At 49.0% G+C, this 26,048-nt stretch carries 17 protein-coding genes; 7 read left to right on the top strand and 10 right to left on the bottom strand.

Features of this window, described 5'->3' with window-relative positions; all coding sequences use genetic code 11:
- Positions 1 to 152: 152 nt before the first annotated feature.
- The 4 genes from H6585_04180 to H6585_04165 all read left to right on the top strand — a co-directional run bounded on the left by H6585_04180 (position 153) and on the right by H6585_04165 (position 9,857).
- The gene (locus H6585_04180) at positions 153 to 5,465 is read left to right on the top strand and encodes a PKD domain-containing protein (GenBank protein ID MCB9447523.1); all 5,313 of its coding nucleotides are present in this window, start codon (positions 153 to 155) and stop codon (positions 5,463 to 5,465) included.
- A gap of 79 nt (positions 5,466 to 5,544) precedes the next feature.
- Positions 5,545 to 8,220, top strand: a complete 2,676-nt coding sequence (locus tag H6585_04175) for a hypothetical protein (GenBank protein MCB9447522.1) — start codon at positions 5,545 to 5,547, stop codon at positions 8,218 to 8,220.
- Positions 8,221 to 8,273: 53 nt separating this feature from the next.
- Positions 8,274 to 8,477 (top strand): hypothetical protein, encoded by a 204-nt coding sequence (locus H6585_04170; protein ID MCB9447521.1) that lies wholly within the window; start codon positions 8,274 to 8,276, stop codon positions 8,475 to 8,477.
- 87 nt (positions 8,478 to 8,564) lie between these two features.
- Positions 8,565 to 9,857, top strand: coding sequence for a serine hydroxymethyltransferase (locus H6585_04165; protein ID MCB9447520.1), 1,293 nt, complete (start codon positions 8,565 to 8,567; stop codon positions 9,855 to 9,857).
- Positions 9,858 to 9,884: 27 nt separating this feature from the next.
- Here H6585_04165 and H6585_04160 read toward each other — a convergent pair whose 3' ends face one another.
- Genes H6585_04160 through H6585_04150 form a run of 3 tightly spaced genes read right to left on the bottom strand, consistent with a single transcriptional unit; the run spans position 9,885 to position 13,516 of the window.
- Positions 9,885 to 10,328, bottom strand: coding sequence for an NUDIX hydrolase (locus tag H6585_04160; GenBank protein MCB9447519.1), 444 nt, complete (start codon positions 10,326 to 10,328; stop codon positions 9,885 to 9,887).
- A 5-nt stretch (positions 10,329 to 10,333) separates the two neighbouring features.
- Positions 10,334 to 11,056, bottom strand: a complete 723-nt coding sequence (locus tag H6585_04155) for a TerB family tellurite resistance protein (protein ID MCB9447518.1) — start codon at positions 11,054 to 11,056, stop codon at positions 10,334 to 10,336.
- A gap of 36 nt (positions 11,057 to 11,092) precedes the next feature.
- A complete protein-coding gene (locus tag H6585_04150; protein ID MCB9447517.1) occupies positions 11,093 to 13,516 on the bottom strand; it encodes a hypothetical protein in 2,424 nt (807 codons plus the stop codon).
- A gap of 475 nt (positions 13,517 to 13,991) precedes the next feature.
- Here H6585_04150 and H6585_04145 point away from each other — a divergent pair, with 475 nt between their 5' ends.
- Positions 13,992 to 15,965 (top strand): PD40 domain-containing protein, encoded by a 1,974-nt coding sequence (locus H6585_04145; protein ID MCB9447516.1) that lies wholly within the window; start codon positions 13,992 to 13,994, stop codon positions 15,963 to 15,965.
- On the opposite strand, the gene H6585_04140 is transcribed toward H6585_04145, so the two are convergent.
- The 3 genes from H6585_04140 to H6585_04130 are packed head-to-tail and all read right to left on the bottom strand — an operon-like array spanning position 15,959 to position 19,205.
- Positions 15,959 to 17,056: an alanine racemase gene (locus H6585_04140; GenBank protein MCB9447515.1), complete on the bottom strand. Its 1,098-nt coding sequence runs from the start codon at positions 17,054 to 17,056 to the stop codon at positions 15,959 to 15,961. The two genes, H6585_04145 and H6585_04140, sit on opposite strands and share 7 nt — an antisense overlap.
- 19 nt (positions 17,057 to 17,075) lie before the next feature.
- Positions 17,076 to 17,483 (bottom strand): GNAT family N-acetyltransferase, encoded by a 408-nt coding sequence (locus H6585_04135; GenBank protein MCB9447514.1) that lies wholly within the window; start codon positions 17,481 to 17,483, stop codon positions 17,076 to 17,078.
- A gap of 51 nt (positions 17,484 to 17,534) precedes the next feature.
- A complete protein-coding gene (locus tag H6585_04130; protein ID MCB9447513.1) occupies positions 17,535 to 19,205 on the bottom strand; it encodes a PorT family protein in 1,671 nt (556 codons plus the stop codon).
- A 69-nt stretch (positions 19,206 to 19,274) separates the two neighbouring features.
- Between H6585_04130 and H6585_04125 the strand changes: the two genes are divergently transcribed.
- Complete coding sequence (locus H6585_04125) at positions 19,275 to 19,871, top strand: DUF479 domain-containing protein (protein MCB9447512.1); 597 nt, start codon at positions 19,275 to 19,277, stop codon at positions 19,869 to 19,871.
- Here the strand turns inward: H6585_04125 and H6585_04120 are convergent.
- The 3 genes from H6585_04120 to H6585_04110 are packed head-to-tail and all read right to left on the bottom strand — an operon-like array spanning position 19,868 to position 21,179.
- Positions 19,868 to 20,275 (bottom strand): hypothetical protein, encoded by a 408-nt coding sequence (locus H6585_04120; GenBank protein ID MCB9447511.1) that lies wholly within the window; start codon positions 20,273 to 20,275, stop codon positions 19,868 to 19,870. The two genes, H6585_04125 and H6585_04120, sit on opposite strands and share 4 nt — an antisense overlap.
- A gap of 8 nt (positions 20,276 to 20,283) precedes the next feature.
- Positions 20,284 to 20,784, bottom strand: a complete 501-nt coding sequence (locus H6585_04115; protein ID MCB9447510.1) for a tetratricopeptide repeat protein — start codon at positions 20,782 to 20,784, stop codon at positions 20,284 to 20,286.
- A 14-nt stretch (positions 20,785 to 20,798) separates the two neighbouring features.
- A complete protein-coding gene (locus H6585_04110; GenBank protein MCB9447509.1) occupies positions 20,799 to 21,179 on the bottom strand; it encodes a hypothetical protein in 381 nt (126 codons plus the stop codon).
- A gap of 298 nt (positions 21,180 to 21,477) precedes the next feature.
- Here H6585_04110 and H6585_04105 point away from each other — a divergent pair, with 298 nt between their 5' ends.
- A complete protein-coding gene (locus H6585_04105; GenBank protein ID MCB9447508.1) occupies positions 21,478 to 23,268 on the top strand; it encodes a hypothetical protein in 1,791 nt (596 codons plus the stop codon).
- On the opposite strand, the gene H6585_04100 is transcribed toward H6585_04105, so the two are convergent.
- Positions 23,265 to 25,436 carry a WG repeat-containing protein gene (locus tag H6585_04100; protein ID MCB9447507.1) on the bottom strand — a complete coding sequence of 724 codons (2,172 nt, stop codon included), beginning with the start codon at positions 25,434 to 25,436 and terminating at the stop codon, positions 23,265 to 23,267. The genes H6585_04105 and H6585_04100 overlap by 4 nt on opposite strands.
- Between the last annotated feature and the right edge of the window lie 612 nt (positions 25,437 to 26,048).

Genomic DNA, 26,048 nt, shown 5'->3' with positions numbered 1-26,048 from the left:
ACATCCAAACAGCAACCTTAGGCACAAACAACTAGTAAAATAGGCTTATACAATAAACCTTAGGCTTTTACAACAGTTGTGCTTATATGTTGTCCACCACGCGTTCATCTGTACATAAAGCTGTCACGGGAATTCTTCTCCCCATCCTTTTCATGTTCAGTCCCGGCCTTCATGCAGCAACCCGAACATCCGTCAGCACAGGCAACTGGGGTACCAATTCCACCTGGGATTGTAATTGCACGCCGGCCACCACCGACGATGTTGTAATATCCAACAACACCACGGTAACGCTGAACGCCAATACCACCATACGCAACGTAACCATCAACAGCGGTTCAACCCTCAACAATGCCAACCGCAGGATCAGCATCACCGGCACATACACAAACAACGGAGACCATGCCGGTTCAGGAAACATAAACCTGGATGCAACAACAGGCGGATCCATAAGTGGCACCGGCACGTTCAGTCATACCGGCATCCTGAACATCAACAATGGCAACTTCAACATCCTTGCGGGAACCAATCTTACCAAGACCACTGGCAGGCTCACTATTGCCAATGGCCTCACCGTACACAATTACGGCACCATCATTTACGGAGATATTATCCGGGGTGGCAACTCCGCTTCAACCTGGATAAACGAAACCAACAGTACACTCAAAGCAGGAAGTACATTGCTTGCAACGGGTACGCTTATAGCCAATGCAAGCGGAAACACCGTGAGTTATTATGCAGCGGGCAATCAAACCCTGAAGGCACCGCAAAACAACGAATATTTTAACCTGACCCTGGAAGGCACCGGAACCAAGTCCTTGTCAGCCGCAACCTACCTCTATGGTGACCTGAATATATTGAGCACACTGGATGTGACTACCTCGAATTACGCCATTACCATTGAAGGAAACTGGGACAATGAAGGCACTTTTACCTACCGGTCCGGTACAATTACGTTCACAGGCAACAATGATCAGATCATCACCGGGGCACTTGATCTAACCTTCTACCGGATCACCATCAACAAAGCTGCCGGAAATATTACACAGGACAAAAATATCACGGTTAATAACCGAATCACCATGACCGCCGGAACCATCACCACCGGCACAAACACCCTCACACTCGGCATCTCCGCCGCCAGCCCGGGCACATTGACGTACAGCACAGGTAGTGTCATCGGAACTTTCGAAAGATGGGTGGCATCCACCGGGGTTACCTATACGTTCCCGATGGCGAGTGCGAATTACTTCGTTCCGGCCTACCTGACATTTACCAACCTGACACCTGGTACGCTCATCATTTCCTTTTCCGAAAGTTATGGCGGCACCTTGGGGCTTCCCCTGGGAGAGTCGGGCGACTCAATCCGAAATGTATATTCGGAAGGATATTGGAATCTGACCGCAGCCAACAGTTTGGCCAGTACCAACTATGGGATTGATTTGAATGCCTCAGCCCTTGCCAGTTTCACGGTTGATAATTCCACGCGGATTCTCAAGAGAACCAATGAATACTCGGCATGGACATTGAACGGAAATCATGCACTACCCACGGGCAGCACGGTTAAAAGGACAAACCTAAGCGGTTTCTCACAGTTCGGCTTGGGCGATACCACGAATTGCGACCCACCGGCTACATCGGCAATCAGCGGAAACGATAGCGTATGCATCAATACCACCGGATCAGCTTACTCTGTGACCAACACGCCGGGTAGCACATATGCGTGGAGTGCAACGGGTGGCACCATTGCTTCCGGACAAGGAACCAACAGCGTTACCGTGAACTGGGGCGCTACAGGAATGCAGGGGCAGGTGGCCGTCATTGAAACCAACTCATGCTCGGCAGGAGAACAGGTTGCGTTTGATGTGAACATTCACAGCATATCACCCGCAAGCATTTCCGGGAATACATCTGTTCCTGAGAACGCCACCGGAGAGGTATACTCTGTGACCGCAGAACCAGGATACACCTATTCATGGGTTGTTACCGGAGGATCCATCACCGCAGGCCAGAACACAAACAGCATCACCGTAACATGGGGTGCCGCCACAACCGGCAATGTAGAGGTTACCGCCACCAGTGCATGCGGATCCGCCACCCCTCTGGATGAAGACATCAACGTGTATGTGGTAATCACCAGTAAAGGAACCGGACAATGGAACAACACAAACACATGGGACTGCGGTTGCACACCCACTTCAACCAGCAATGTGGTGATCAAAGCTACGCACACCGTTACATTGGCTGCCAACACAACCGTGGCCAACCTGGTGATTGAACCCACGGGAACCCTGTTCGACAACAACCGACGCATGACGGTTACAGGCGACCTGACGGTAAACGGAACCTACACGGGAACCAATCGCCTGGATATGAATGGCACCAACAAAACAATCAATGGAACCGGCACCATTTCCACATCAGGAGAGTTCAGACTCTCGGGCGGAAACAAAGTCATTCATTCCGGTGCGAACATCAATCGCTCACCTGGCATCATGAGTGTAAACGGGGGCATTACCGTACAAAACCATGGAATCATGTTGCTGGGTAGCGACCTGACTGCCAACAATGCCTCCTCCACATGGATCAACGACGAAAGCGCCAGTCTGACCATAGGAGGTGCGCTTCTTTCCACCGGCATTCTGGAAGCATCAGCCAGCAACAATACGGTAGAGTACAACGGCGCTTCCGGGCAAACCATCAAAGCAACCGATTACTTCAACCTGCAATCCACCGGACTGAGCACACTCAATCTGGCAGCCGATATGATCGCATACGGAGACGTTTACATAGGCACCGGCAATACACTCAACAGCAACAACCATAACCTCCAGGTGAAGGGCAACTGGACCAATGAAGGCGGCACTTTCAACGAAACAACAGGAACCGTTACCTTTAACGGCATCGGTACACAGATGATCACCAATACCGCAGGCGAAGCCTTTAACAGCATGACCATTGCTGCGGGAAGTTCCGTTCAGGTGGCCAATGGCACCTCCATGTCCATCAACGGCACACTGACCAATACCGGAGGCATCGTAAACAACGGCACCCTGACATTGACCGGTGGGTATTCCGGACAAACGGGTAACCTTTCCGGCAACGGCAATACCATTCTTACCGGAGGCAACTGGGCACCAGCAGCTGGCAAGTTCCAATCCGGACAAGGTACCATCACTTTCCAGGGCACCAGTGCTCAGACCATCACTTCCAACAACAGTTTCTATAACCTCACGGTGAACAACAGCAATGGTGTAGCCGTCGGTTCCGGCAATCAATCGCTGCAAAATATCCTGGTGTTGCAGAACGGTAATTTTAACACCAACAACAACTTCACATTGCTGTCAACCGCCACCCGTACCGGAAGAATCGACTCTGTACGCTCAGGAGCAAGCATTACCGGAAAGATCACCATTCAACGCTACATCAGCGGTGATGCCGGTTTCCGCAATGTCAGCTTTCCAATCACCGATGCCACATTCCTGGAACTGAACGATGACATCACCCTGACAGGCATGACCGGTACAGGTAATGGATACAGCAATTACTGGGCTTCCGTGTACTATTACGACGAAGACTATGCAGGTGGAAGTTCCATTGATTCAGGATGGGTGGCCGTTAAAAATGTAAACGATGCCATCGATCCTACCAAAGGATACGACATCTGGATGTACAATGTAGACCTGCCTGCTACCTTGTCAGTAACCGGCACACCCTACGTAGGTGATAACACATTCACCCTGACCTATGACAACACAGGATCACCCACCGATGACGGATGGAACCTGGTGAACAACCCATACCCTGCCCCAATCGATTGGGATCACAGCAGCGTGGTGCGAAACGGCTCTGTGAGCGGCGCCATCTATATCTTCCGTGACGACATCCAGCAATATGCATCTTATGTGAGCGGACTCGGCACCAACAACGGAAGCAACGTCATTCCTTCTTCTCAGGCATTTTGGGTACAAACTGTAGGAGCTACTCCCAGTCTGACCATGAAAGAAAGATCCAAGTCAGCCATTGATACCGCATTCATGGCGATGGCCGTGCAACAGTTGATCACCCGGGTGAAACTCACCAACAGCAAAAATGAATCCGACGAATGTGTGATTCAGGTTCAGGATGGTTCATCCCTGGGCTTTGATCCTGCACTGGATGCCCGTAAATTATGGAGTATCGGTACAGGCAAACCCAACATCGCCATGGTAATGAACAATGATATCTTGTCTATCAACCGACTGCCTTTTGATGGCGAAGCCGTGACCGTACCACTAACGGTAAGAATTGAAAAAGCAGGAACCCACACCATCCAGGTGGATTTATCAACCATGGAAACCAGTTCCTGCATCATGCTTGAAGACAGGGTCACCCATTCCTGGCAAGACATGCGGACAGACGGAACTTACACGTGCACCATCGATTCCGGTGAAACCAACGGACGCTTCTACCTGTATCTTGGTCGCCCCATGACCGTTGAAACCGCTGCACCTTCTTGTACCGGCAAAGCAGATGGTAGTATCATTGTGGATCCCGGACAATCCGGCGCGTACAACCTGGAACTGATGAACAACAACAGTACGGTAATTAGGAAGGATTCCATCCGCGGCATGGATACACTGACCGGAATCCCCGCTGGAAGTTATACACTTACCCTTACAGGGATAGGACTTTGCGGAAACATGACCCAGGATGTAACATTGACCGCTCCCGCATCCGTTCAGGTGTCCGGAACGGTTACTAACCAGGTTTCCTGTACCAACAAAGCGGACGGTGCCGTCATGGCAAGCGCTTCCGGTGGTACGCCTCCCTATACGTTTATATGGAACAATGGCGATCAGGGTCAAACCATTAACAGCCTGGTTCCCGGTGATTATACGGTCACCATTTCAGACCAACTCGGATGCCCTGCAACGAACATGGTAACACTGGAAAACCCGGAACCTGTGGTTTCCGGCTTCATCCTGAATGAAGATACGTTGAAGCTTCCGGATAACGCCGAGGCAGCCTGTTTTAACATGACCAGCGGGGCACAATCCTATGTATGGGATTTCGGCGACGGAAGCCCGCTCTCCTACACCAAATCACCCACACATACCTATTCACAGGAAGGCACATACGTGATCCGGCTTGTTGCAGGCATGGATGATTGCACCGATACAACCACACACACCGTGGTTATACTGCCCCCGGATGTGGTTACCGGCACGGGCGATACACCCGGAAATAGCACAACATTCTATGCAACCAAATGCGGAGACCAACTCTGTATCATTTCCAATATCAAAACACACGACCCGGTTACCATTACCCTTTATGACATCGCCGGAAGACGCATGTACACAAAGGATTTTCAACAGGGGATGGAAAACAACCTGTACTTCAACCCGGGCAAAACAAACGGAATACTCCTGGTACAAATTAAAACCAGAACCGGAGTCTTCAATCAGAAATTAATGACAGAATAGTTGCTCACCCCTCACTTTACAGGGGTTTTACTGGGATTTTTAGCGCCCATCCCTTACTTTTGGGTGTTAAATCCTCCGTATGATCCGCTTCGTATTTCTTACGTGGCTGGTGTTTTATTCATTATACAGCACCGGCCAAACCATCCATAGTATACAATCAGGCAAATGGCAAAAAGCCTCAACCTGGGACTGCAACTGCATTCCTGGAACCAGCGACACCGTAATCATTGGTACCGGAGACAGTGTTTGGCTTGGCAGCAAAATCGATATCGCCAACCTGACAATCGAAGCAGGTGCAGTCTTTGATGGCAAAAGCCGGGCGGTAACCGTAACCGGACAACTGAGCGTACCCGGTCATATGTACTTGGGAAGCAAGCTTACTATGAGCAGCTCCGCCTTCCGGCTTAGTGGTACCGGCACCATAGACAACAACAAAAATATCCTGATAAGTTCACCGGCACTTGAACTTCCGGCATCAACCGACCTTACCGTAACCGGTAATCTCAAAATCGATGCCGGTGGCCAGGTCACATCATCCGGCACATTACATGTAGGCAAATTGATCGCTACGGATGCCACCTCACATTGGACCAACAGTTCCAACAGCCACCTGTATACGGATGGCCCCATGTTTTCCGGAGGTACCCTCTACGCTTCAGCTGCGAACAACGGAATCCACTATACCTCATCATCCAAACAAGATATCATTGTACCTGCAGACGGTTACTACCACCTGATCATACAAGGCTCCAACAACAAACCCCTGCAGGGAAACGTGGTTGTTTATGGCAACCTGGAACTTACCGACGGTAACCTGAACCTTAAGGGTTATACGCTTGCAATACATGGCAACTTCACCCAAACAGGCGGTAGTTTCAACCCCAATAATGGCAAAGTTATCCTGGCGGGAAATCAACCACAGTCCATCACAACACTTGACAACAATCCGTTTTACGACCTTGAGGTGGCAGGCTCGGATACCAAAACCCTGCAATCTGATATTGTGGTCAAAAACAACCTGACCATTTCATCCGCGCTGGATGTTTCAACCAACAGCCGAAACATCGAACTTAAAGGAAACTGGATCAATACGGGCACATTCACATCTCGGCAGGGAACGGTATCATTCAGCAACAACATCGCACAAACCATTTCGGGTACACAACGCTTCTGCAATGTGGAATGCAACAACCGGTCCGGTGTATCGATCATTTCCGGAATGTCGGAGATCAAGGATTCCCTAAAACTTGCAAGGGGGGAATTTAACACGAATGATTCCCTGGGATTTTATTCTTCAGCCAACCGTACGGGCCGACTGGCCACCATGCCATCCAATGCAAGCCTGACAGGAAAGATCTTTTTTCAACGTTACATTGGGCCCGGAACAGCTGGTTTCCGGCACATTGGTTTCCCGGTAACCGGCGCTACGGTAAATGAGCTGAACGATGACCTTACATTAACAGGCATTGCGGGCACGGGCAACGGTTATGAATCATACTGGACCAGCATGTACTCATATGATGAAGACTACGCCACCAGTGGATCCATCGATTCGGGATGGACCGCCATACATAGTGTCCTGGATACGCTCTATCCGTTTACCGGCTACAGTCTTTGGGTGTACAAGACCAACTTACCATGCGTACTGAATGTGCAAGGTACCCCGATACAAGGAAATGTAAACATTCCTCTCACGTATGCATCCAATGGAAGCCCGTCAGAAAATGGATGGAACCTTGTTTCCAATCCGTACCCCAGCGCCATCAATTGGGACCACAGTGAAGTGGTATATAATGCAAGTGTGGGCAACGGAATATATGTGTGGAATGCCAATACACAGCAATACGCTTCGTATGTAAATCACATTTCCACCAACGGAGGAAGTGCAATCATTGCACCGGGACAGGGTTTTTATGTGCTAACAACAGGTGTGGCACCCACCCTCTCTATGACCGAAAATGTAAAGACCAATGCCACAGCAAACCTCATTGGCGGTCGGGTGCAGTCCACTCATACACAACTTCGCCTTGCATTGCAATACAACGGCCTCAGCGATGAAACGGTATTGTACTACCATCCTGAAGGTCATGTGGAGTGGGACTTTGCGTTGGATGCCGCCAAAATCCCAAGTATCAATGCAGAGGCTCCCTATCTAGCCAGCAATAGCGATCGGGGACCGCTTTCGATCAATGCCATCTCCCCACTGCAAGGACAAACCGAAGTACCTATTACCATTTCGGTAGCTACTTCCGGACGCTACCAGTTGAATGCGATTGAAGTACCGGAAGGCCAATATTTTCTTTGGGACAATGAACTAAAAAAGACCACCCCCATTGTCGTCGGAAAGTCCATTACACTGGATCTGAAATCCGGCGAATACGACAACCGGTACTCGATTATTTTAATACCTATCCAAAGCACAAAACCTTCAGAAGACGCTAACCTTGCCGCAGATGAAACAAAAGACGATACATACATCAGCAAACAACCGGTTTCGCAAACAACCCTTACCCTTCCCCTCCGGACTTGGGAATCTTCAGAAGGTTTATCAGTGGATTTAAGGGGATGGGACCAACCTGTGAACATCAGGATCGTGGACCTGACGGGTAGAACCATTTATACCCGGAACAACGTACAATCAGGCAACATTGTGAATTGCCGTTTCACGCCTATAACCTCGAACACCGCGGCCATTCTGGAAGTAACCGGCAAGGAACATACTCAGGCGGTATTGATTTATCTTTCCGGAAGGTAGCATTGCAAAAAAATTAGTACTTTTAGCCGCCTAAAAACCATAAGTGGGTTGCCATGAAAAAACTAATATCCGTAACTGCTTTCCTCTTCATGATGGGCCTGATTCCCGCCCTGGCTCAACCGCCGGTGGGTGGCCCTTCCGGTGACCCGGGACCCGCAGGTCCGGACAACGTACCCATTGATGGTGGCATAGGGTTGCTGATTGCCGCCGGACTTGTATATGGTGGTAAAAAAGCATACGACTATCGCAAGAATTAAAAGATCGCAATATTTCCATTCAAATATTTTCTAACCCCAGGAGTGCCCCCTCGCATCCGGCCTCACTCATTAACACTTTAACACAGCATGCGAAGAGACCAGCAAGTTTTCGACCTCATCCAGGAAGAATACAAAAGGCAGCTAGAAGGACTTGAACTGATCGCCTCAGAGAACTATGTCAGTCAACAGGTAATTGACGCCATGGGTTCCTGTTTAACCAACAAGTACGCCGAAGGCCTTCCCGGGAAACGCTACTATGGCGGTTGTGAAGTAGTTGACCAGGTGGAAAACCTGGCGATCAATAGGCTCACGGAATTGTTCGGAGCAGCATGGGCAAACGTGCAACCTCACTCCGGTGCACAAGCCAATGCCGCCGTTATGTTGGCGACACTGAAACCCGGTGACACCATCCTTGGTTTTGACCTTTCACACGGAGGCCACCTCACACACGGGTCACCCGTGAACTTCAGCGGCAAACTTTACCGTCCGACATTCTACGGGGTTGAAAAGGAAACCGGAACCATCAATTACGACAAGGTGGCTGAAACAGCACGCCAGGAAAAACCCAAACTGATCATTTGCGGTGCTTCAGCTTACTGCCGCGATTGGGACTATGCAAGATTACGTGCCATTGCAGATGAAGTGGGTGCCTTGTTGCTCGCCGACATTTCCCACCCGGCAGGATTAATCGCCTCGAAATTACTGAACAATCCTTTGCCTCATTGCCATATCATCACGTCCACCACACATAAGACCCTTCGCGGACCCCGCGGCGGTGTAATTATGATGGGACAGGATTTTGACAACCCCTATGGCTTGAAAACCCCGAAAGGTGAAATCCGAAAAATGTCTTCCCTATTGGATTCAGCGGTATTTCCGGGAACACAGGGCGGCCCCCTGGAACACGTAATCGCTGCCAAAGCCGTTGCCTTCGGTGAAGCTTTGTCAAATGATTACAAGTCATACTGCCAACAGGTAATCACCAATGCCCAGGCCATGGCAAAGGCATTTGTAGACAAAGGTTACCAGGTAATTTCTGGAGGCACCGACAATCACCTGATGTTGATTGACCTTCGTTCAAAAAATGTTACCGGTAAGGATGCAGAGAATGCGCTGGTACGCGCGGAAATCACCGTAAACAAGAACATGGTTCCGTTTGATGACAAATCACCCTTTGTTACATCCGGCATCCGCATTGGTGCTTCGGCCATCACCACACGTGGTTTCAAAGTAGAGCAAGCGCTTGAGGTGGTGGATCTGGTGGATGAGGTGGTAACCCACATCAATGACGAAGCCCGCATCAAAGCCGTGGCGGAAAAGGTGAAAAGCCTCACCCATTCATACCCGCTTTTTGCTTCAGAGGCAACGGCCAACGCCTGACAAAACTTTCAAAACATCTGAATGGGATCAAAGTTGCCAACCGGCTCTCAGTCGGCTGGCAACCCATTGATCAATGGGAAAGGTCAGAGCTGCCTCATGCAGATCCTGCCGGGGCACCCATCGGAAAGCCTGGGCACCATCGGTCTCATGAACAAAATCAAATGGTTTTCGGCTGGTCTCAAGTGTAGCTATATTTTCAAGATCAGCGAGATAGTAGATACTGATCAGTTGTTCGTTGTCACGAAAGGCAGAAGCTTGAAAGAAATCAGTGGTGTAATAATGCCCGGTCACCTTAGCCTCCAGGTCCATTTCTTCCCTGAATTCCCTAATCAGGGCATCATGCAATCCTTCCCCGAACTGCAAACCTCCGCCCGGGAATTTGGTCATTCGCATGCCCATCCGAAACTCATCGGTGAGCAGCACCTCATCGGATTCATTCCGAACAATACCGTACACACGAACATTGAAGATAGGTTTCACGAGAACCCCCGTTCTTTTTTCAGGTCTTCGTAGGCTTGATTCACCTGCTGGAACTTTTCCTGGGCCGCCTTTTGAAAATCTTTACCCAGGTGTTCCACTTTGTCGGGGTGGTACTTAACCGCCATCTTACGGTAGGCCTTTTTGATCTCCTCCACGCTTGCATCCGGGGTGATTTCCAATATCCGGTATGCAGCTTCCCTGTCTTTAACAAACATGGCCTTGATGGACTCAAAATCCTTGGCACTGATACCCAAATGATGTGCTATGTTTGAAATGGTTTCAACCTCCCTGGGATCCACATGTCCGTCCGCCAATGACACCCCGAACAGGAAATGCAGCAGTTGCAGGCGTACCGGATGAGCCATGTTATCACGGATCTGGGTGCATATCTCCTTCACCGGCAGGTCTTGTTTGAGAATCTCCCGGAACAGCAACATTCTTTCCTGGGTATGCTCCTTCCCGAATTGATGAACGAAGAATTTCCTGACGTAATCCAGTTCCGATTTCAGGACTTTGCCATCGCTCTTCATAACCGCTCCGGCAAGCACCAGCAGGCTGGCGCCGAAATCACCCGGATGTGTGGCACCAGGTCTTCCTCCACCACCTTTTGCCTGTTCACTGTCTGCAAGTGCCCCGAGAGCAAAACCGATGATGCCTCCGATGGGACCCATAAATGCCCATCCCAGGCCACCCCATAGCCATTTAGAATAATTTGTCATAGAATTTCAAAGGTAAAAACCAGGTGGGACCCCTCTTTAATTTTTGCCGCAAATTTTGCAATAATCCTCCTTGATACCGGGATTATCGAAGATCTGGAACGAGTGGTGTTGCCGGTCTATAAGCTCGCAGTACGCTTTCGGATCCATTTCATGAAGCTTGACCAGAGCCTGTCTCAGCTTGGGAGAATTCAAACGTTCCGGAACATATGTACACAGCGAAATAAAGGTTTGCAGCAGCCGCTCATCAACCTGTTCACGAACCACAAAAGGATCCAGCAATTTCAAGGCATACTCGTAATTCTTGCGTTGTTCAACAAATATCACGGCAAGTTTCAGGGCATTCTGCCAGGTGGCCTCGCGGATATTAAAAACCTCTTTAATCTTGTCGATGCTTTCCTCCACAATGGGTTGTCCTCCTTCCAAACTATCAAAAGTCTCAATCACTTTGAACCGGAACTCCAGGTTGAGTGCATCAATGTCATCTTTCTGAATATCGGATTTATAGAACTTATCAATCTCCTCCTGCATCTTCCGTACATGTGTTTCGTCGGAAATAGGGTCATTTTTAACTGCACACACCATCCGGTTAAAGGCGATATACAAATCTGCCGGCGAAAGCTTTGCTAACTCGCTGATCACACCGCATTCACTGGCATCCAGGGTATCCTTCACCTGCAGGTTTTCAAACCATATCTGGTTGTTGATAAGATGAGCGAACTCTTTTTGATGGGGGATTTCCGTAGCTGAGATGGCATCTTCCGTATAGCGTCCCATCATCATCTTTTGAATCATGAAATTCTGCAAGGCGGTAGCCAGTTTGGGATCATTGTTCTTCAATGCCTTTGCAAATTTACTGATCACATAAGGCTGCTCATTCTTCCCCTGGATGTTATACTCAATGGTCATCAGGATCTGGGCATATCGTTCTTCCTGAAGGATGGGTTCAAGGTTTTTGAGTAGCGAACGGTTGTCGCTTATCTCCTTGCTTGCCTGCTCCCGGGTCATTTTGGCCAGATATTCATAAGGACCGCCCTTCACCTGTTTCTTAAACTCGCTCCACGAATCACTGGTGATGATGGTACGTTTCACATGCCCTTTCTGCAATTTTTCCAGGGCACTTACAATGCTCTCGGCACGTTTCTGTTGCAACTTGGCATTCTTCAATGAATCACCTTCAATGGAGGAATACGCATATATTTCCAATTCCTTCACGATGAAATCAGGCTCATTGAGGGATGCGATGAATGCCTTGATATCCTCCGGTTTGTATTCAGCCTTGTTCTTGTCGAAAGGAATTTTAAAGTTCAGTACGGTTTTATCGGCAGCCAGCTTGTACACACCATCCGTTGCCACGAAAACCGTATCCGGAATCATGTGCAGGGGTGTTACCGATTCCACACCCGATTCAGCCATAAACTTGCGGGTGATATTGGCGCACACCATCTTGTCAATGATCACCATCAGATTAAGTTCTATATCCGGGTTATCAAAATTGGCTGGCAATGTAGCCAGCGGTACCCTGATCTTATTGGCTTTTCGATCTTTAATTTCATTGCGTTTATAAAGCTTGTTGGCATACATGCGTTTCAGCATAACCCCTTTGTTGACCTGATCATGATCAATGATGTTGTAAGGCTTGTCGCACGGATACTGTTCTTTCTGGACGATGTCCACGGCCAAGCCGTCTTTGGGGTGGCGAATCATCCGTTTGAACAGTTTCAGGTTGTCATATTCAAAGTAGATTGTACTTCCTTCAATGGATAGCCCTTTCTGAAGATCCTGCAAGTCCTGGAATTTCCCACAGGTTCTGCAAGAGCGTTCATCACCCGCTTTCAATCCGTACTTTTTTGTGGAATAAGGAAAACTCAATTCCTCCTTTTTGGCGGCCCCTTGATTCAACATGTCGTACGCCCCGAAAACCACCGACACATATACCCTTTTTCCTTCCTGATCAAGTGCTGCACCTGCGGATGCAAACACCAAACCTCCATCGGCAAGCACCTCTGCGTCGCGTTTGTTGGATATCCACTTCTGGACCACTTCATCCGCTACTTTATCGTAGGTAAAGGGGTCGCGGCCTTTGGCGATATTGGCTTTGGCAACCAGTTCCTTGGCATGATGTGAACCGCCGTAGTACTTCACCCGGCTACCGGTATCCTTCTTCTTACCACCACCCACCTCGGTCACAGCCTGTTCAATCTTGGCCATGAATTTAGAGTGATCCGCCGATGCCTTTTCTGCTATTTCCTGGCCCACAAGCGAATCCAGCCCCTGTTCCAGACGATACGCATTGATCTTTTGCACCAACAACATCTGGAGGGTTTTGGGCGAAAAATCTTCCGGATCTATATTGGAAAAAGGTTGTTGTAAGTTGTCTTCCTCCTGTGCATTGGCTTTACGAATACCACCTGCGACAAGCACCAGACTCAGTAAAAAAAAGCGGAAATGCAAAATACTCATTATAAACCCATTATCCTTGCAAGGTAACCCGCAAAGTAATGCAGTAAATTAACAAATAAAAATTTTATCAACAGATTTCTGTGTAACTGCATACACATGTCCTGCCCAACATCCTGAATGCATTCCCAGAGGAACAGACAATCATCGCTCTTTTGCGACCACTCAGATTCCCGAATCCAACTCTGTCAATTTTTAGCACAAACGGATGGCTCGGGGAATATCTCAGGAGGTTTCAAAAACGATTGGTTTTTGATTCCGAATGAAGTAAAACTCCTTCCATGACTGATATTGCAAAGAATGGGGGACTGGTGTATTCAAAGAAAAAAACACCACGCTCAGCTATTGTTATCATCAATTCGACGTAGCAACCACGGGGTATCCACAGGCATCCCGATCCGCTTTCTGTCTCCTGTTTTGATTTGGCATTAATGTTCGGAAAAGATATCTTTGCGCGCACATCCATTATACACCGCACATGCCTTCACTTAAGCGCCTTTTGATTACCATTTTGGCCGTCTCTCCCCTTGTGACTTTGGCACAGGAAGAGAGCGTCGATTTCAAAAAGACATTTCTGGAAGCCGAAAGGTTTATTGGGGTTTCCAATTATGAGAAGGCCTTGCCACTTTTCACCAGGTTGGCTGAAATGCAACCCGACAATGCCAACCTTTCTTTCAAGATCGGTGTGTGCCTTTTCAATTCATATTCGTTCAATTTTCCGGTGGATCAGGAGAAGTCAATTACCTATTTCAGGAAGGCCATTCAAAATACAACACACGAATACCGAACCGGGCACCCGAAAGAGACTCAGGCTCCGGTCGACAGCTATTTCTATTTGGCAGAAGCCTTTCATTTCCTGCACCAGATCGACAGCGCCGAATATTACTATTCGGCATTCAAGCAGCTGATTCAGGATTCTGACCCGGAGTTGATCAAAGAGGTGGATCATCGCCTGGATCAATGCAGAAATGCACGTGAGTTGATGGAGAATCCCCTGCCTGTGTTCATCACCAACCTCGGATCCCGTATCAACAGCGCTTACAATGATTATGCACCGGTGATTTCTGCAGATGAAACCACGTTGATCTTCACCTCCACCCGTGCAGGCAGTACAGGCGAGAAAGTCGGACTTGATGGTCAGTACTACGAAGACATTTACATTTCACACATTGAGGGTCGTGCCTGGTCCAACCCGGTAAGCATCGGAGGAACCATCAACACCCCTGACCACGAAGCCAGCATCAGCCTTTCACCCGACGGTAATACATTGTACCTATACAAAGCCAACGGGGACGATGGCAACATCTACCAATCCACCCGCATGGGTGATTCCTGGACAGAACCCGAAGAACTCAACGCACACATCAACTCGCCGGCTTACGAGTCACACGTAACCGTAACGGAAGACGGCCAAACCATGTATTTCTCAAGCGAACGCGTGGGTGGTCCGGGTGGCCTTGATCTGTATGTTTCTCACAAAGACAACAATGGCGACTGGGGATCTGCCACACTCATGCCAAGCAATGTGAACACGGAATATGACGAGGACAGCCCGTTCATTCATCCGGATGGAAAAGCCCTTTACTTCTCATCCAAAGGGCATAAGAGCATGGGCGGAATGGATATCTTCAAGACAGAACTTCAGGATGATGGCAGTTGGAGCGACCCGGAAAACATCGGCTACCCCATCAATACTGCTGCCGACAACATTTTCTATGTAACCAACCGTGCCGGAACCCACGCCTATTTCGCGTCCGTACGTGAAAACGGGTATGGCGGACTTGACCTTTATCGTATCGTTATTTCCGAAGATGAGTCAAACATGAATGAAGGCGGAGAGCCGAAAGCGGATGCAAGCAGTGAAGAAGAAGTTGAAGAGGAGGCTACTGAAGCGGAAGAATTGGTCGATGCTGCCAGTCCGGAAGAAACAACGGAGGTAACAACCACTACTCCGGAGAACAAAGACAACAAGGATGTGAAGAATACCAGTGGCACGGATGGCGCTGCTGTGACCAAAAATCCGGCAACCGGCACCACACCCGAAGCCAACAACAAACCGACCTCTGAAACCACCCCAGTAGCCACAACCAAACCCACCAAGCCTCAGGTACCTGAACAAGGTAAATGGGAGATTCTGTACTTTGAGTACAACATCGGCCTTCTGAATGTGGAGTCGGTGGAAAAAGTAAAAAGAATGCTTACCATCCTACGCCAGAAACAGGATGTCAAGATTGAAATATCCGGACATACAGACAGCGTTGGGGGTGACGATTACAACCTGCGCCTGTCCAAGACCCGCGCGCAATCGGTATATGATTACTTCCTCCGGAATGGCATCGATGCCAAACGCATGACCGTTGTCGGCAAGGGAGAAAAAGAACCGGCGGTACCCAACGATACCAAGGAAAATCAGGCGAAAAACAGACGTGTTGAAGTAAAGGTGGTTCAGTAAGAAGCACCTTCAATCACATGCCCGTGCATGTCCGTGTACGACCGCATGAGGTCTGCGGTCATGCACGAATGAACCGGAAGGAAAAACATCAGATCTCCGGGTTTGATTCGTTTCATGCGTGCGCCTGAAATCTTCACTTTCCCATGTTCCTGCGATAACCCGGAGATGTATTCATCACGCTGCACTTGCCCCCAACAACCATCAACCAGATCGGTCACCAGTCCGTAACATGGTTCACCGTGCCATTGGATCATTTCCTTGGAAAAATGCACACCGCCACCATAAATCAATACCTCTCCACGCTCCGGATAACATGCGATAACCGGACAAGCCATTGCCACCGCTACATCCTGGGCCGAACACGAACCGATTACCATTTGCATCACATCGTAGAAAACAAAATTACCGGGCCGTACTTCTTCCGCACCCGACCAATCCTTCGCTACGCTGCACCCCGGGGTATCACCCACCGATATGTGGAGACCATGAAACCCTTGCTCTGCCAAGAATAGACGCACGGTATGCAAAATCTGAAGGGTCTCATCAAACACCCGCTGTATGGCTTCCTCATGTCGTAACTGATATGTATGTCCGGCATGAGCCATCAATCCCTGAATCTCCATCACGGGGCACATTGCAATCTCCTGGCATAGGCGCAAGATACCCGGATGATCGGAGGCATCGATTCCGGCTCGGTTATATCCTGTATTCACCTTGATCCACATACCCACCCGGTGTTTCAGGTGCTCATGAAGAAACAAAACCGGCCCGGAAGCTTCCACAACCAGATTTAAGCGAATCCGCGCAGCCAGCGCATTGATTTTTTCAATTTCCAGGATGTTCACAGGGATGGCAACCGTAATATCATCCCAGCCATGATCAGCAAAGTACAAGGCCATGTCCAGCGAAGAAACGGTGATCTCCCTGGTGCCCTCATCCCTGAACCAGTTCCCAATTTCAGCCGATTGATGTGTTTTGAAATGCGGCCTGAACCGCACCTTGGCTGCCAGTGCCTTTGCGGTCATTGTACGGATATTGGCAATGGCCTTTCTTTTGTCTACAAGCAGCGTAGGTTGAATGATGTTTTGCATGCCGCGGATGGTTATGAAGTCAGAGCGAATGATACAGCATCTTGCGATGAGGAATCCCTACTTCATCAAAGATATCGCCAATGGGCCGGAATCCAAAGGGGCGGTACAAACCTTCCACTTCTGCCTGTGCATGCATATAAATCGGCTGCCCGAAGCTCTTCGCATAGGCCAATGTTGCTTCCACCAGGGCCTTTCCTATTCCCAATCTACGGAACGGATCCAGCACCGCATACCTTTCAAGCTTTACACCTTCGGATGTAGTTCTCACGCGGGCTGTTCCGGCGGGTTCTCCCTTCCACATGGCCAGGAAATGTTCACAACCGGCATCCAATCCGTCAAACTCTTCTTCTTCAGGACATGCCTGCCCTTCAATAAAAACAAGGGTACGGATGTATTCCGCAACTGGCCATCGCATTCCATCGTCCATTCGAAAACGGATGATTTCCGGTACTTGGATATGCGAAGCAGCGGACAAGGTTCAGAAGAGATAGCTGATCCCGCTTTCCAGTCCGAACGTAATATTCCGTGAGGCTGGCAATTCAGGATCCTTCCACCGGCCATTGTTGTCGGCATCCCGGATGGATATATCGCCATGACCGCCCAGGTAGAGGAATGCCTGGCCGTACAGTTTGAGGTACACCCCGGCAGTCATCAAAGCAGAGATATCAATGCTTTTCATGGATCCTGAAAAATCGATCTGATCACTTTTTTCTTTAAAGCTTCGCTGGAGTGTTACATCACGGTATTCCTGCCCATCGATCAGTTCCTTCGCATTGGCCAGAATTCCTATCTGAGGCCCGGCTGTTACCTGGAACACCACATGCCTCGTATTCCGGGAATTCCAACCCACCTGCAAAGGAACCTTGAGGTAGTCAAGTTTGAAATCGATCGAACGGTTCCTCACCTTCCCCTGAATGCTGTCGTAATGGGTGAAGCGAAATCGCTGCCCCTGCACGGAATAAAACAACCCGGCATGCAGAGACCAGGTGGTATCCACATAGGTAGTGATCATGCCACCCATGGCAACCCCAACGGTTTTGAGATATGTGGTTTCTCCATGTTGACTCACCAGTTTGTTGACTTCAGGCACCCGCTCGGTGAATACGGTTTTGTTGCGATAAGCCTTTCCCTCAAAAAGCGATTGCTGCACAATCACCCTGGGGCTGATCTCCATTCCGTTTGCGTACCGTCCATTGAAACGCTTGGTATACATACCCGCATACTTCACATCAGCAAGGTTACCATATCGCTTCACATGTTTCATGGTCACATACTGGTGGTAATGCAGGTAGTCGCCCAGGGAATTCCTGGCCTTGAAATGCCCCAGCACTTCCCCGCTTTTGGCACTGATGATATAATGGAGCGACTGGGTTCTGCGATAGTGGACGAGCTGCACAAAAGCCACCGTTGAATCTTCCTGCATAATGGCCTGTTCGATCCGGTCTTTGGCAACCACTTCTATTTTCTTGGGATATACATACCGGACTTCCTTGATGTCGTCCGACGAAAATGTGCGGAAATCCTTTTTATCAATCAACAAGGTTTTATCCCCGATCTCCGGATGGTTCTCTGTTTTGGGTCCGCGTTTGTCTTCATCAACAGGTGCTCCACGGTCGTGAAGGTATGCCTGCATTTGTTTTATGCCGATCACGACTTCACCGAGGGATGGAATATCGTCGGGCATCCGGATGGTGGCGATCCGGCGTTTATTCTCCGGCAAATAGATCTCCAGGCGCCTCACATCAAGTGAGGTAGGTGCATCCTCTTCAGGCAGTTCGGTGATGCTGAACTGCCTGGAACTCATTTGCAGAATGACATAGTTGGTGTCTTTGGCCTGAATGAATGCTTCGACCTTGATCATGTCCAGGAAAAGAACATCCTTGGCCGCCAGGTACCAGTAATCTTCCACCGCCTTTTTCAGGCTTTTGTTGATGGATCGGATGTCTAGTGATTTCTCATCTTCCATGGCCACCACAAGCCTCCGTCGCTGCAACTGTTCAACGTCCGATTTCTTACCGACTCCGAAGGGTTTGATCCCGATCGGCTGCATAACGGTCATGCCCGGTTGTTGTGCGTTCACAACGGTAACCTGACCCGCAATACAGATCAATCCCGGTATCAACCAATGAAAAATCCTGGATAGCCTCATATGCATGATATTGGGAAAGCAAAGGTAGAAATTAAGAAAGGGTTTTGAACAATATCCTACCTTCATCACATGAATATACTTTCACATCTGTATCTGGCAGGAGATGACGAGGGGTTGATGGTAGGCAATTTCATCGCCGACGCCGTGAAAGGAAAAAAACATGAGGAATATTCCGCACCCATTGCCAGGGGCATCCGGATGCACCGGTTTATTGACAGCTACACCGACCGGCATCCTGCAGTGCTGACCTGTAAAACATGGCTGTATAAAGAACATGGTAAATGCGCCGGAATCATTACCGACCTTTTTTTTGACTATTTATTGGCGAGCAAATGGCATGCGGCGGATGCAAAGGGCTTCCGGAAATACACCCACCACGCGTATGCCGTTCTGATGCGCCATTACCTGCATATGCCCGAGCAAATGCGCAGGATGCTGCCATATATGATCAAGGGCGACTGGCTATACAGGTACCGGAATACGGAAGGCATACGCCGTTCACTGGAAGGGCTCGAAAAACGCACGTCGTTCCCCTGGCCAATGGCAACATCGGTAGATCATTTGCTGGAAAATGAAAAGGCCTGGCACAAACAATACGAACTGTTTTTCCAGGCCCTGAAAAATGATCTTGTCAACGGGGGATTTCCCCACATACTTTCGATCTAGTCTTTGTACATGGCATTCACTTCTTCATTGGTAGGAAATGGCGTTCCCGTATCTCCCGCTTTCCTGGACCACCAAATGATTTTTCCATTTCCCTTACAGGCATAAGGGGCTACGGTATCACCGGCTGTTACTTCGAACCAGGCAAAACACCGCCAGGTCTTGTTCTCCTCCTGCACGCAGCACTTCAGGTCGATGGCTTCAGAGCATTTGTTGCGTAACAGTGCTTTATAGGTATCCGCAAAGGCATGACACTGACTGCAATCCTCATCTCCCCATTTGGAATCATATTGTTCTACGCAATCGGTCCAATCATCTTGTGTTGCAACCGTATCTTCTCCTTCGGTCATGTTCGGGAACAAGTAGATCCCAAACATCAGCACCGGTAACGTGAATATGAACTTCATGGTGTTGGCTATTTACAATGGTTGTTCTTCAGAATGATCTTGGCTTCCTTGTTTCCCAGCTTTTTGGAGCGGTTCCAATCCTGGCAGGCACCATCCGTATCCCCCGACTTTTTCTTTGCAAACCCACGGTTGTTATAGGCTTCCTGGTCTTCAGGGTCCAAATCAAGCACGCTGTTATAGTCGGCAATGGCCCCCTTGTAATCCTTTAGTTTCATTTTGGCAGCTGCACGATTATTAAATGCCCACTTGTGCTTCGGGTCCTGTTTCAACAGGTCATCAAAATCATGAATGGCTCCCTCATAATTACCCGACATGAGATAGGAATGTCCCCTTTGTTTGATGGCATTAAAAGCGGTCGGATCAATTTCAAGCACCTGATTGTACTTCTCGATCGCTGATTGATATTCCCCTTTGTTAAAGAGTTGATTGCCCTCGTTCATCAGGTCATTCACCTGCGAATCCTGTGCCATTGCCATCATCACAGGCAGGAGTGTCAGAATCCAAAACATGCGTGCGCGTTTCATCATTCAAAAGGTTTTGTGCGTTTGTATTTCTCATTCTGCGCCACCAGAATCATATGCTTCAATGCATCCATCACGACCGCAGCCTCTTCAGGAGAAAAGTCAAAGGCAAAGTTCACCCTGGCGTAAAACCGTTTTTCCTTGTCCTTATAGAACTTTCTGGTAACACAATCTTCTTCCCCATCCCGGCAATGCATGTTAATCGACCGTTCACTTTCATTGTAGGTTACTTGTGCCGTATCCATGTCATTCATAAAAAGCCAGTCTTCCCGATAAGGGGCTCCGTCTTTCTCATAAGTCACCACCAACTTGCCACCGGTCTTCATTTCCAGTTTACAATTGTCTTTCATTTTGGATTGAAGAAACTCAACCGTTTTTTCCATCGTAATGACTTCCTGTGCACGAGAAACAACACTCTGTAACACACCGAAGAACAGGATTAAATAGGTATATTTGTAAAAATGACAGGTCGACATTTCGTGAATCTTTTACCTTTGATGCATGCCTTATACTGAATTTTGGCACTTAAAGTTATTGATGGGTTACGGATGCGATATCAATGACAATATCCTGAAAGCTTTCACGCAAAAACCAAACCAAAGCGAACTTTTTTTGCTGGCATAAGCTTTGCCGTACCTTACAAATTATATGAACCCTGAACAATACCGATACAAACAGCCAATGCCCAAAGCACCTTCAGGGCACACCTTCAAGGGTGCCCTATCCGGTATAAAGGGATGGTTGTTTGTATTTCATTTGTTCTTTGTGGGTCCGGTTCTGGGACAAAACGTATTCGATATCCAGGGAACCGTTCGGGTAAAAAGCGGAAACCGGGGTGATGTAAAGATTACAGTTTCTAAAGATGGCGGATCTGCCAAATCAATCGGTCTTAGCGGAGGTGGTTTTTTTTCTGAGCCTTTGGACTTCAACCACACCTACATTTTCACATTTTCCAAACCCGGGTACGTCACCAAGAAAATCAGCGTAAATACCAAAGTACCTGCAGACCGGTTACAGGATGAATTCGAACCTTTCGATTTCATTATTGAACTCTTTGAACAAGTGGAAGGCGTGAACACCATCGTGTTCAATCAACCCGTCGGTAAAATCGAGTATTCGGCTGAAATGGACGACTTCGGCTATGATACAGACTATACAAAATCCATTCAATCCCAACTGGAAAAAGTTGAACAGGAACTCGAAGAAAAATTAAAGGAACAGGAACAAGCCAAGAAGGATGCGGCCAAACAGGCCAAAGCAGATGAAGCTGCCAAGAAAAAGGCAGAGGAAGAAGCCGCTAAAAAAGCTGCAGCAGAAGCTGAAGCCAAGCGAAAAGCCGAAGAGGAAGCTGCCAGAAAGGCTGCTGAAGAAGCGGAGGCAAAGCGAAAAGCGGAGGAGGATGCTGCGAAAAAAGCCGCTGAAGAGGCTGAAGCAAAACGGAAAACAGAAGAAGCCAAGAGAGCTGCCGAGGCAGAGGCAAAAAGAGCTGCTGAGGCTGAAGCAAAACGCAAGGCAGCTGAAGATGCAAAGAGAGCCGCTGACGCCGAGGCCAAACGAAAGGCAGACGAGGATGCCAAGAGAGCTGCTGATGCCGAAGCCAAACGAAAGGCGGACGAAGCAGCCAAGAGAGCCGCTGATGCCGAAGCCAAACGAAAGGCAGACGAAGATGCCAAGAAAGCCGCTGATGCTGAAGCCAAACGAAAGGCGGATGAAGCAGCCAAGAGAGCTGCTGATGCCGAAGCCAAACGAAAGGCGGATGAAGCAGCCAAGAGAGCCGCTGACGCCGAGGCCAAACGCAAGGCGGATGAAGATGCCAAGAGAGCCGCTGATGCTGAAGCCAAACGAAAGGCGGATGAAGATGCCAGGAGAGCCGCTGATGCCGAGGCCAAACGAAAGGCGGATGAAGCAGCCAAGAGAGCCGCTGATGCCGAGGCCAAACGAAAGGCGGACGAAGATGCCAGGAGAGCCGCTGATGCCGAGGCCAAACGAAAGGCAGATGAAGCAGCCAAGAGAGCCGCTGATGCCGAAGCCAAACGAAAGGCAGATGAGGATGCTGCCAGGCAGGTTGCAGACGCCCGGGCAGGCAAGCAAGCCAGGGAAGCAGAAGCAGCCAGATTAAAAGCAGAACAGGAAGAAAACGACCGGAAAGTACGTGCTGCTCAGGCTGCCGCCGAGGCCAGAAGAAAAGCTGCTGCGGACGCAAAGATGGCAGAAGCCAAACGTTTAAAGGACAATCCTCCGAAAATAAGCCTCACAAAAAAGATTGAGGCGGAAAAAAACAAAGATTACCCCGAAGGCAAAACGGAAGAGCTTATTGAAGAGAGAACCAGAACCATCAAAAAAGTAATCATCAGCCGGGAAGGGAATGTCACAATCTATAAACAAATCAATTACCAGTGGGGTGGCATCTTTTTCTTCAAGGATGATGAAAGCATCAGCAAAGACTTGTTCGAACGCGAAACTGCCGACTAAGGCTTTGCCGGTTCGGTTTGATCAAACCCATCTTCTTTCCACACCCATTTGAAATCACACACATCGAAATACCCCATCACGGTTCCTTTTTGAACACGAATGATGGTGGCCGATGAAGTGAACTCCAGTTTGGAATATTGCAAGGGTAAAGCCCAAGCTCCTTCCACCATACATCCCCATTTCCCACCACGCGAAACAAACACACAACCATTGCGAATCAATCCCGCCTCTTCGAATTCAACAGGTATGATTTCACGCCCCAGGCTATCGATAAAACCAACCATGCCTTTCTTTTCCACCCTTGCCATGCCTTCCGCAAATGAATACGCCCGGTCGTACTGGTAAGGCACCATCACCCGGAGCTTATGATTGAGGTATCCCCACTTCCCCCGCTTCTTCGCAGGAAGCAAACCACACTGGTAGTACCCGAGGTCTTCATAGTCACGCGGAACCACCACCCGACCGGCGGTATCAATCATGCCCCAGCCCTTTCCCTTTTTCGACTTCGCCTTTCCATGTTGAAAACCAGCCCAGTTGGCCACATCCACATCTGCCTCTGCTGTCACGGGGATCATCACCTCACCCTTCCGGTTCACATAGCCCAGATGCCCCTCCTGTACCACCAGGGCCCTGTTGTTGGAGAAGTTACCCACCAGGTCATATTCAGGTCGGAGCCTCCAATGTCCGGCAGGATCCATAACACCGAATTCATCCATGGATCTCACCCTGGCCAATCCATCATGAAACGGCTCCCCCCATTGCAGCTGACAAGGGATAACCAACTCACCGGAGGTATTCACATAGCCGGTTTTCCCATCTGAAACCACACGTGCCAGGCCTTCCGAAAAATCACCCGCCTGATCAAAAACAAAAGGTATGACAACTTTGCCTTTCCGATCGATGAAACCGTATGCATCCTCCTTCTGTGCCGCAGCCAAACCTTCTGAAAATTCATTCAACTGGTCATACTCCAAAGGAATAACCACCCTACCGGTACGCTCAACAAAGCCGTAATGCGTTCCATCATACACCAATGCATACCCATCTTTAAACGATTCAGCTTCCTCATACTGGAAGGAAACCACGGTATATCCATGCTTGTTGATGAATCCGACTTTGCCATGCCGTCCTGCCATGGCCAATCCTTCAGCAAAGTCAGCGACCCATTCAAACTGGCATGGCACAAGCACCTTGCCCGTGCTATCGGCATAGCCCCACTTTCCCTGACTTCGGATGGCAAACAGGGTTGTCTGAGACAATTCAAGCTCTTGTTCAACCTGATTGCGAAACGGATAGTCAGGATACATCTCCAGGAACTTTGCAATGGTTTCCGGCTTGTAATCAACCACATTCAGCTGGTAAAGGTTGTGCCAGGCGGCAGACACATTGGGATTCGACGGGTACTGTCGGATAAAGCCGTAATAATCCGATGCCTTTCCCGACTCGGTCTCCAATGCGAAAATCGTATTCTGGGCTTCCCTGACATAGGGGCTCTCCGGGAAATCACGAATGAACCCGACGTAAGCATCCACCGTTCCGCTTTCGGTATGCTCCTTGTATAACAATGCCTGGTAAATATCATTGGCCTCTTCTGCCTCCTGCGCATCCGGGTACCGATCCAGAAACCTGAACATGGCATCGGATGTATTCTGCGCCCTCGCCCTTGAAAATGCCACTGTATTTCTTCTCTTGACAGCCAAATCATATTGGGGAGCCCCCACGTAAAACTCCAGGAAATGATTGTAAATAGCCTCATCTCCAGCCTGGACAGCCCGGATAAACGCCGCCCCGTATATATTCTGCTTCACACTGTCAATCCGTGCCGAATCCAACAGGTCCCGCCATTTCTCGCGTTTGGAGGGTTTCAATATCGCATAGGCCTGTTCACTCATGGTGACGTACCAGAATGAACTGTCCAGGTCATGAAACGGATTGTCGTTTCTCAGATAAATACATGCCAGACCATAGCCCGCTGCCGCCTGGTTGCGGCTCAGTCCTTTCTTAAATGTATGCCTGGCCTTGAAATAATTATATACCTGAAGTGACTCAAACCCCTGGCGCGTACTGCACGAAACCACAAACAACATGCATACAAGCAACACCATACCAACCCCGCCTTGTCCTATCCCATGGATGGACAACAGGATTCTTTTCAGTTTCCTGTGCATGGATTTATGTTTGATTTCTGAACACATGTTGCTGTTGCACAAAAGTATAATGAATTTCAGGAAGGAAAAATCGGCCATGAATTCATTGGCCTGAACCATTCCGGAAGTACCCCGTATAAGAATATGCCATTAATTTGCGGATCGGGGCAGGTCTGCAGTGCCTTGCTTTTCAACTGCCAGGAGGATGGCTTCAATCAGACATACATATCGTTGTTTAGGGCTCATCATTGTGCTTTGCATGATGAGTTGCCAGGGTCACCGTTCCGACGGCATGGCCGATGGCGATGAGGGCGTTATGGGTTTACAACGCATTAAGGCGCGGGGTAAACTGATTGCGCTGACGGAGACCAGCTCCACCAGCTATTTCATTTATAAGGGTCGGCCGATGGGCTTTGAATACGAACTCCTTCATAGCTTCGCCAATCACCTGGGGGTTGATCTTGAGATCAGGGTGATTGAAAATTTTGATGACATCTTCACCCAACTGCTCACAGGGGAAGCAGACGTTGTAGCAGCCAACCTCACCATCACCAAGGAAAGAAAGAAAATTGTTGATTTCACCGAGTATCACTTATTGACCCGACAGGTGCTTGTTCAACACAAGCCGGTGGG

The sequence above is a fragment of the Flavobacteriales bacterium genome (assembly GCA_020635855.1).
GTDB lineage: Bacteria > Bacteroidota > Bacteroidia > JACJYZ01 > JACJYZ01 > JACJYZ01.
The sequence above is the reverse complement of the archived record's forward strand: the minus strand, read 5'-3'. Positions and strand labels throughout refer to the sequence as shown.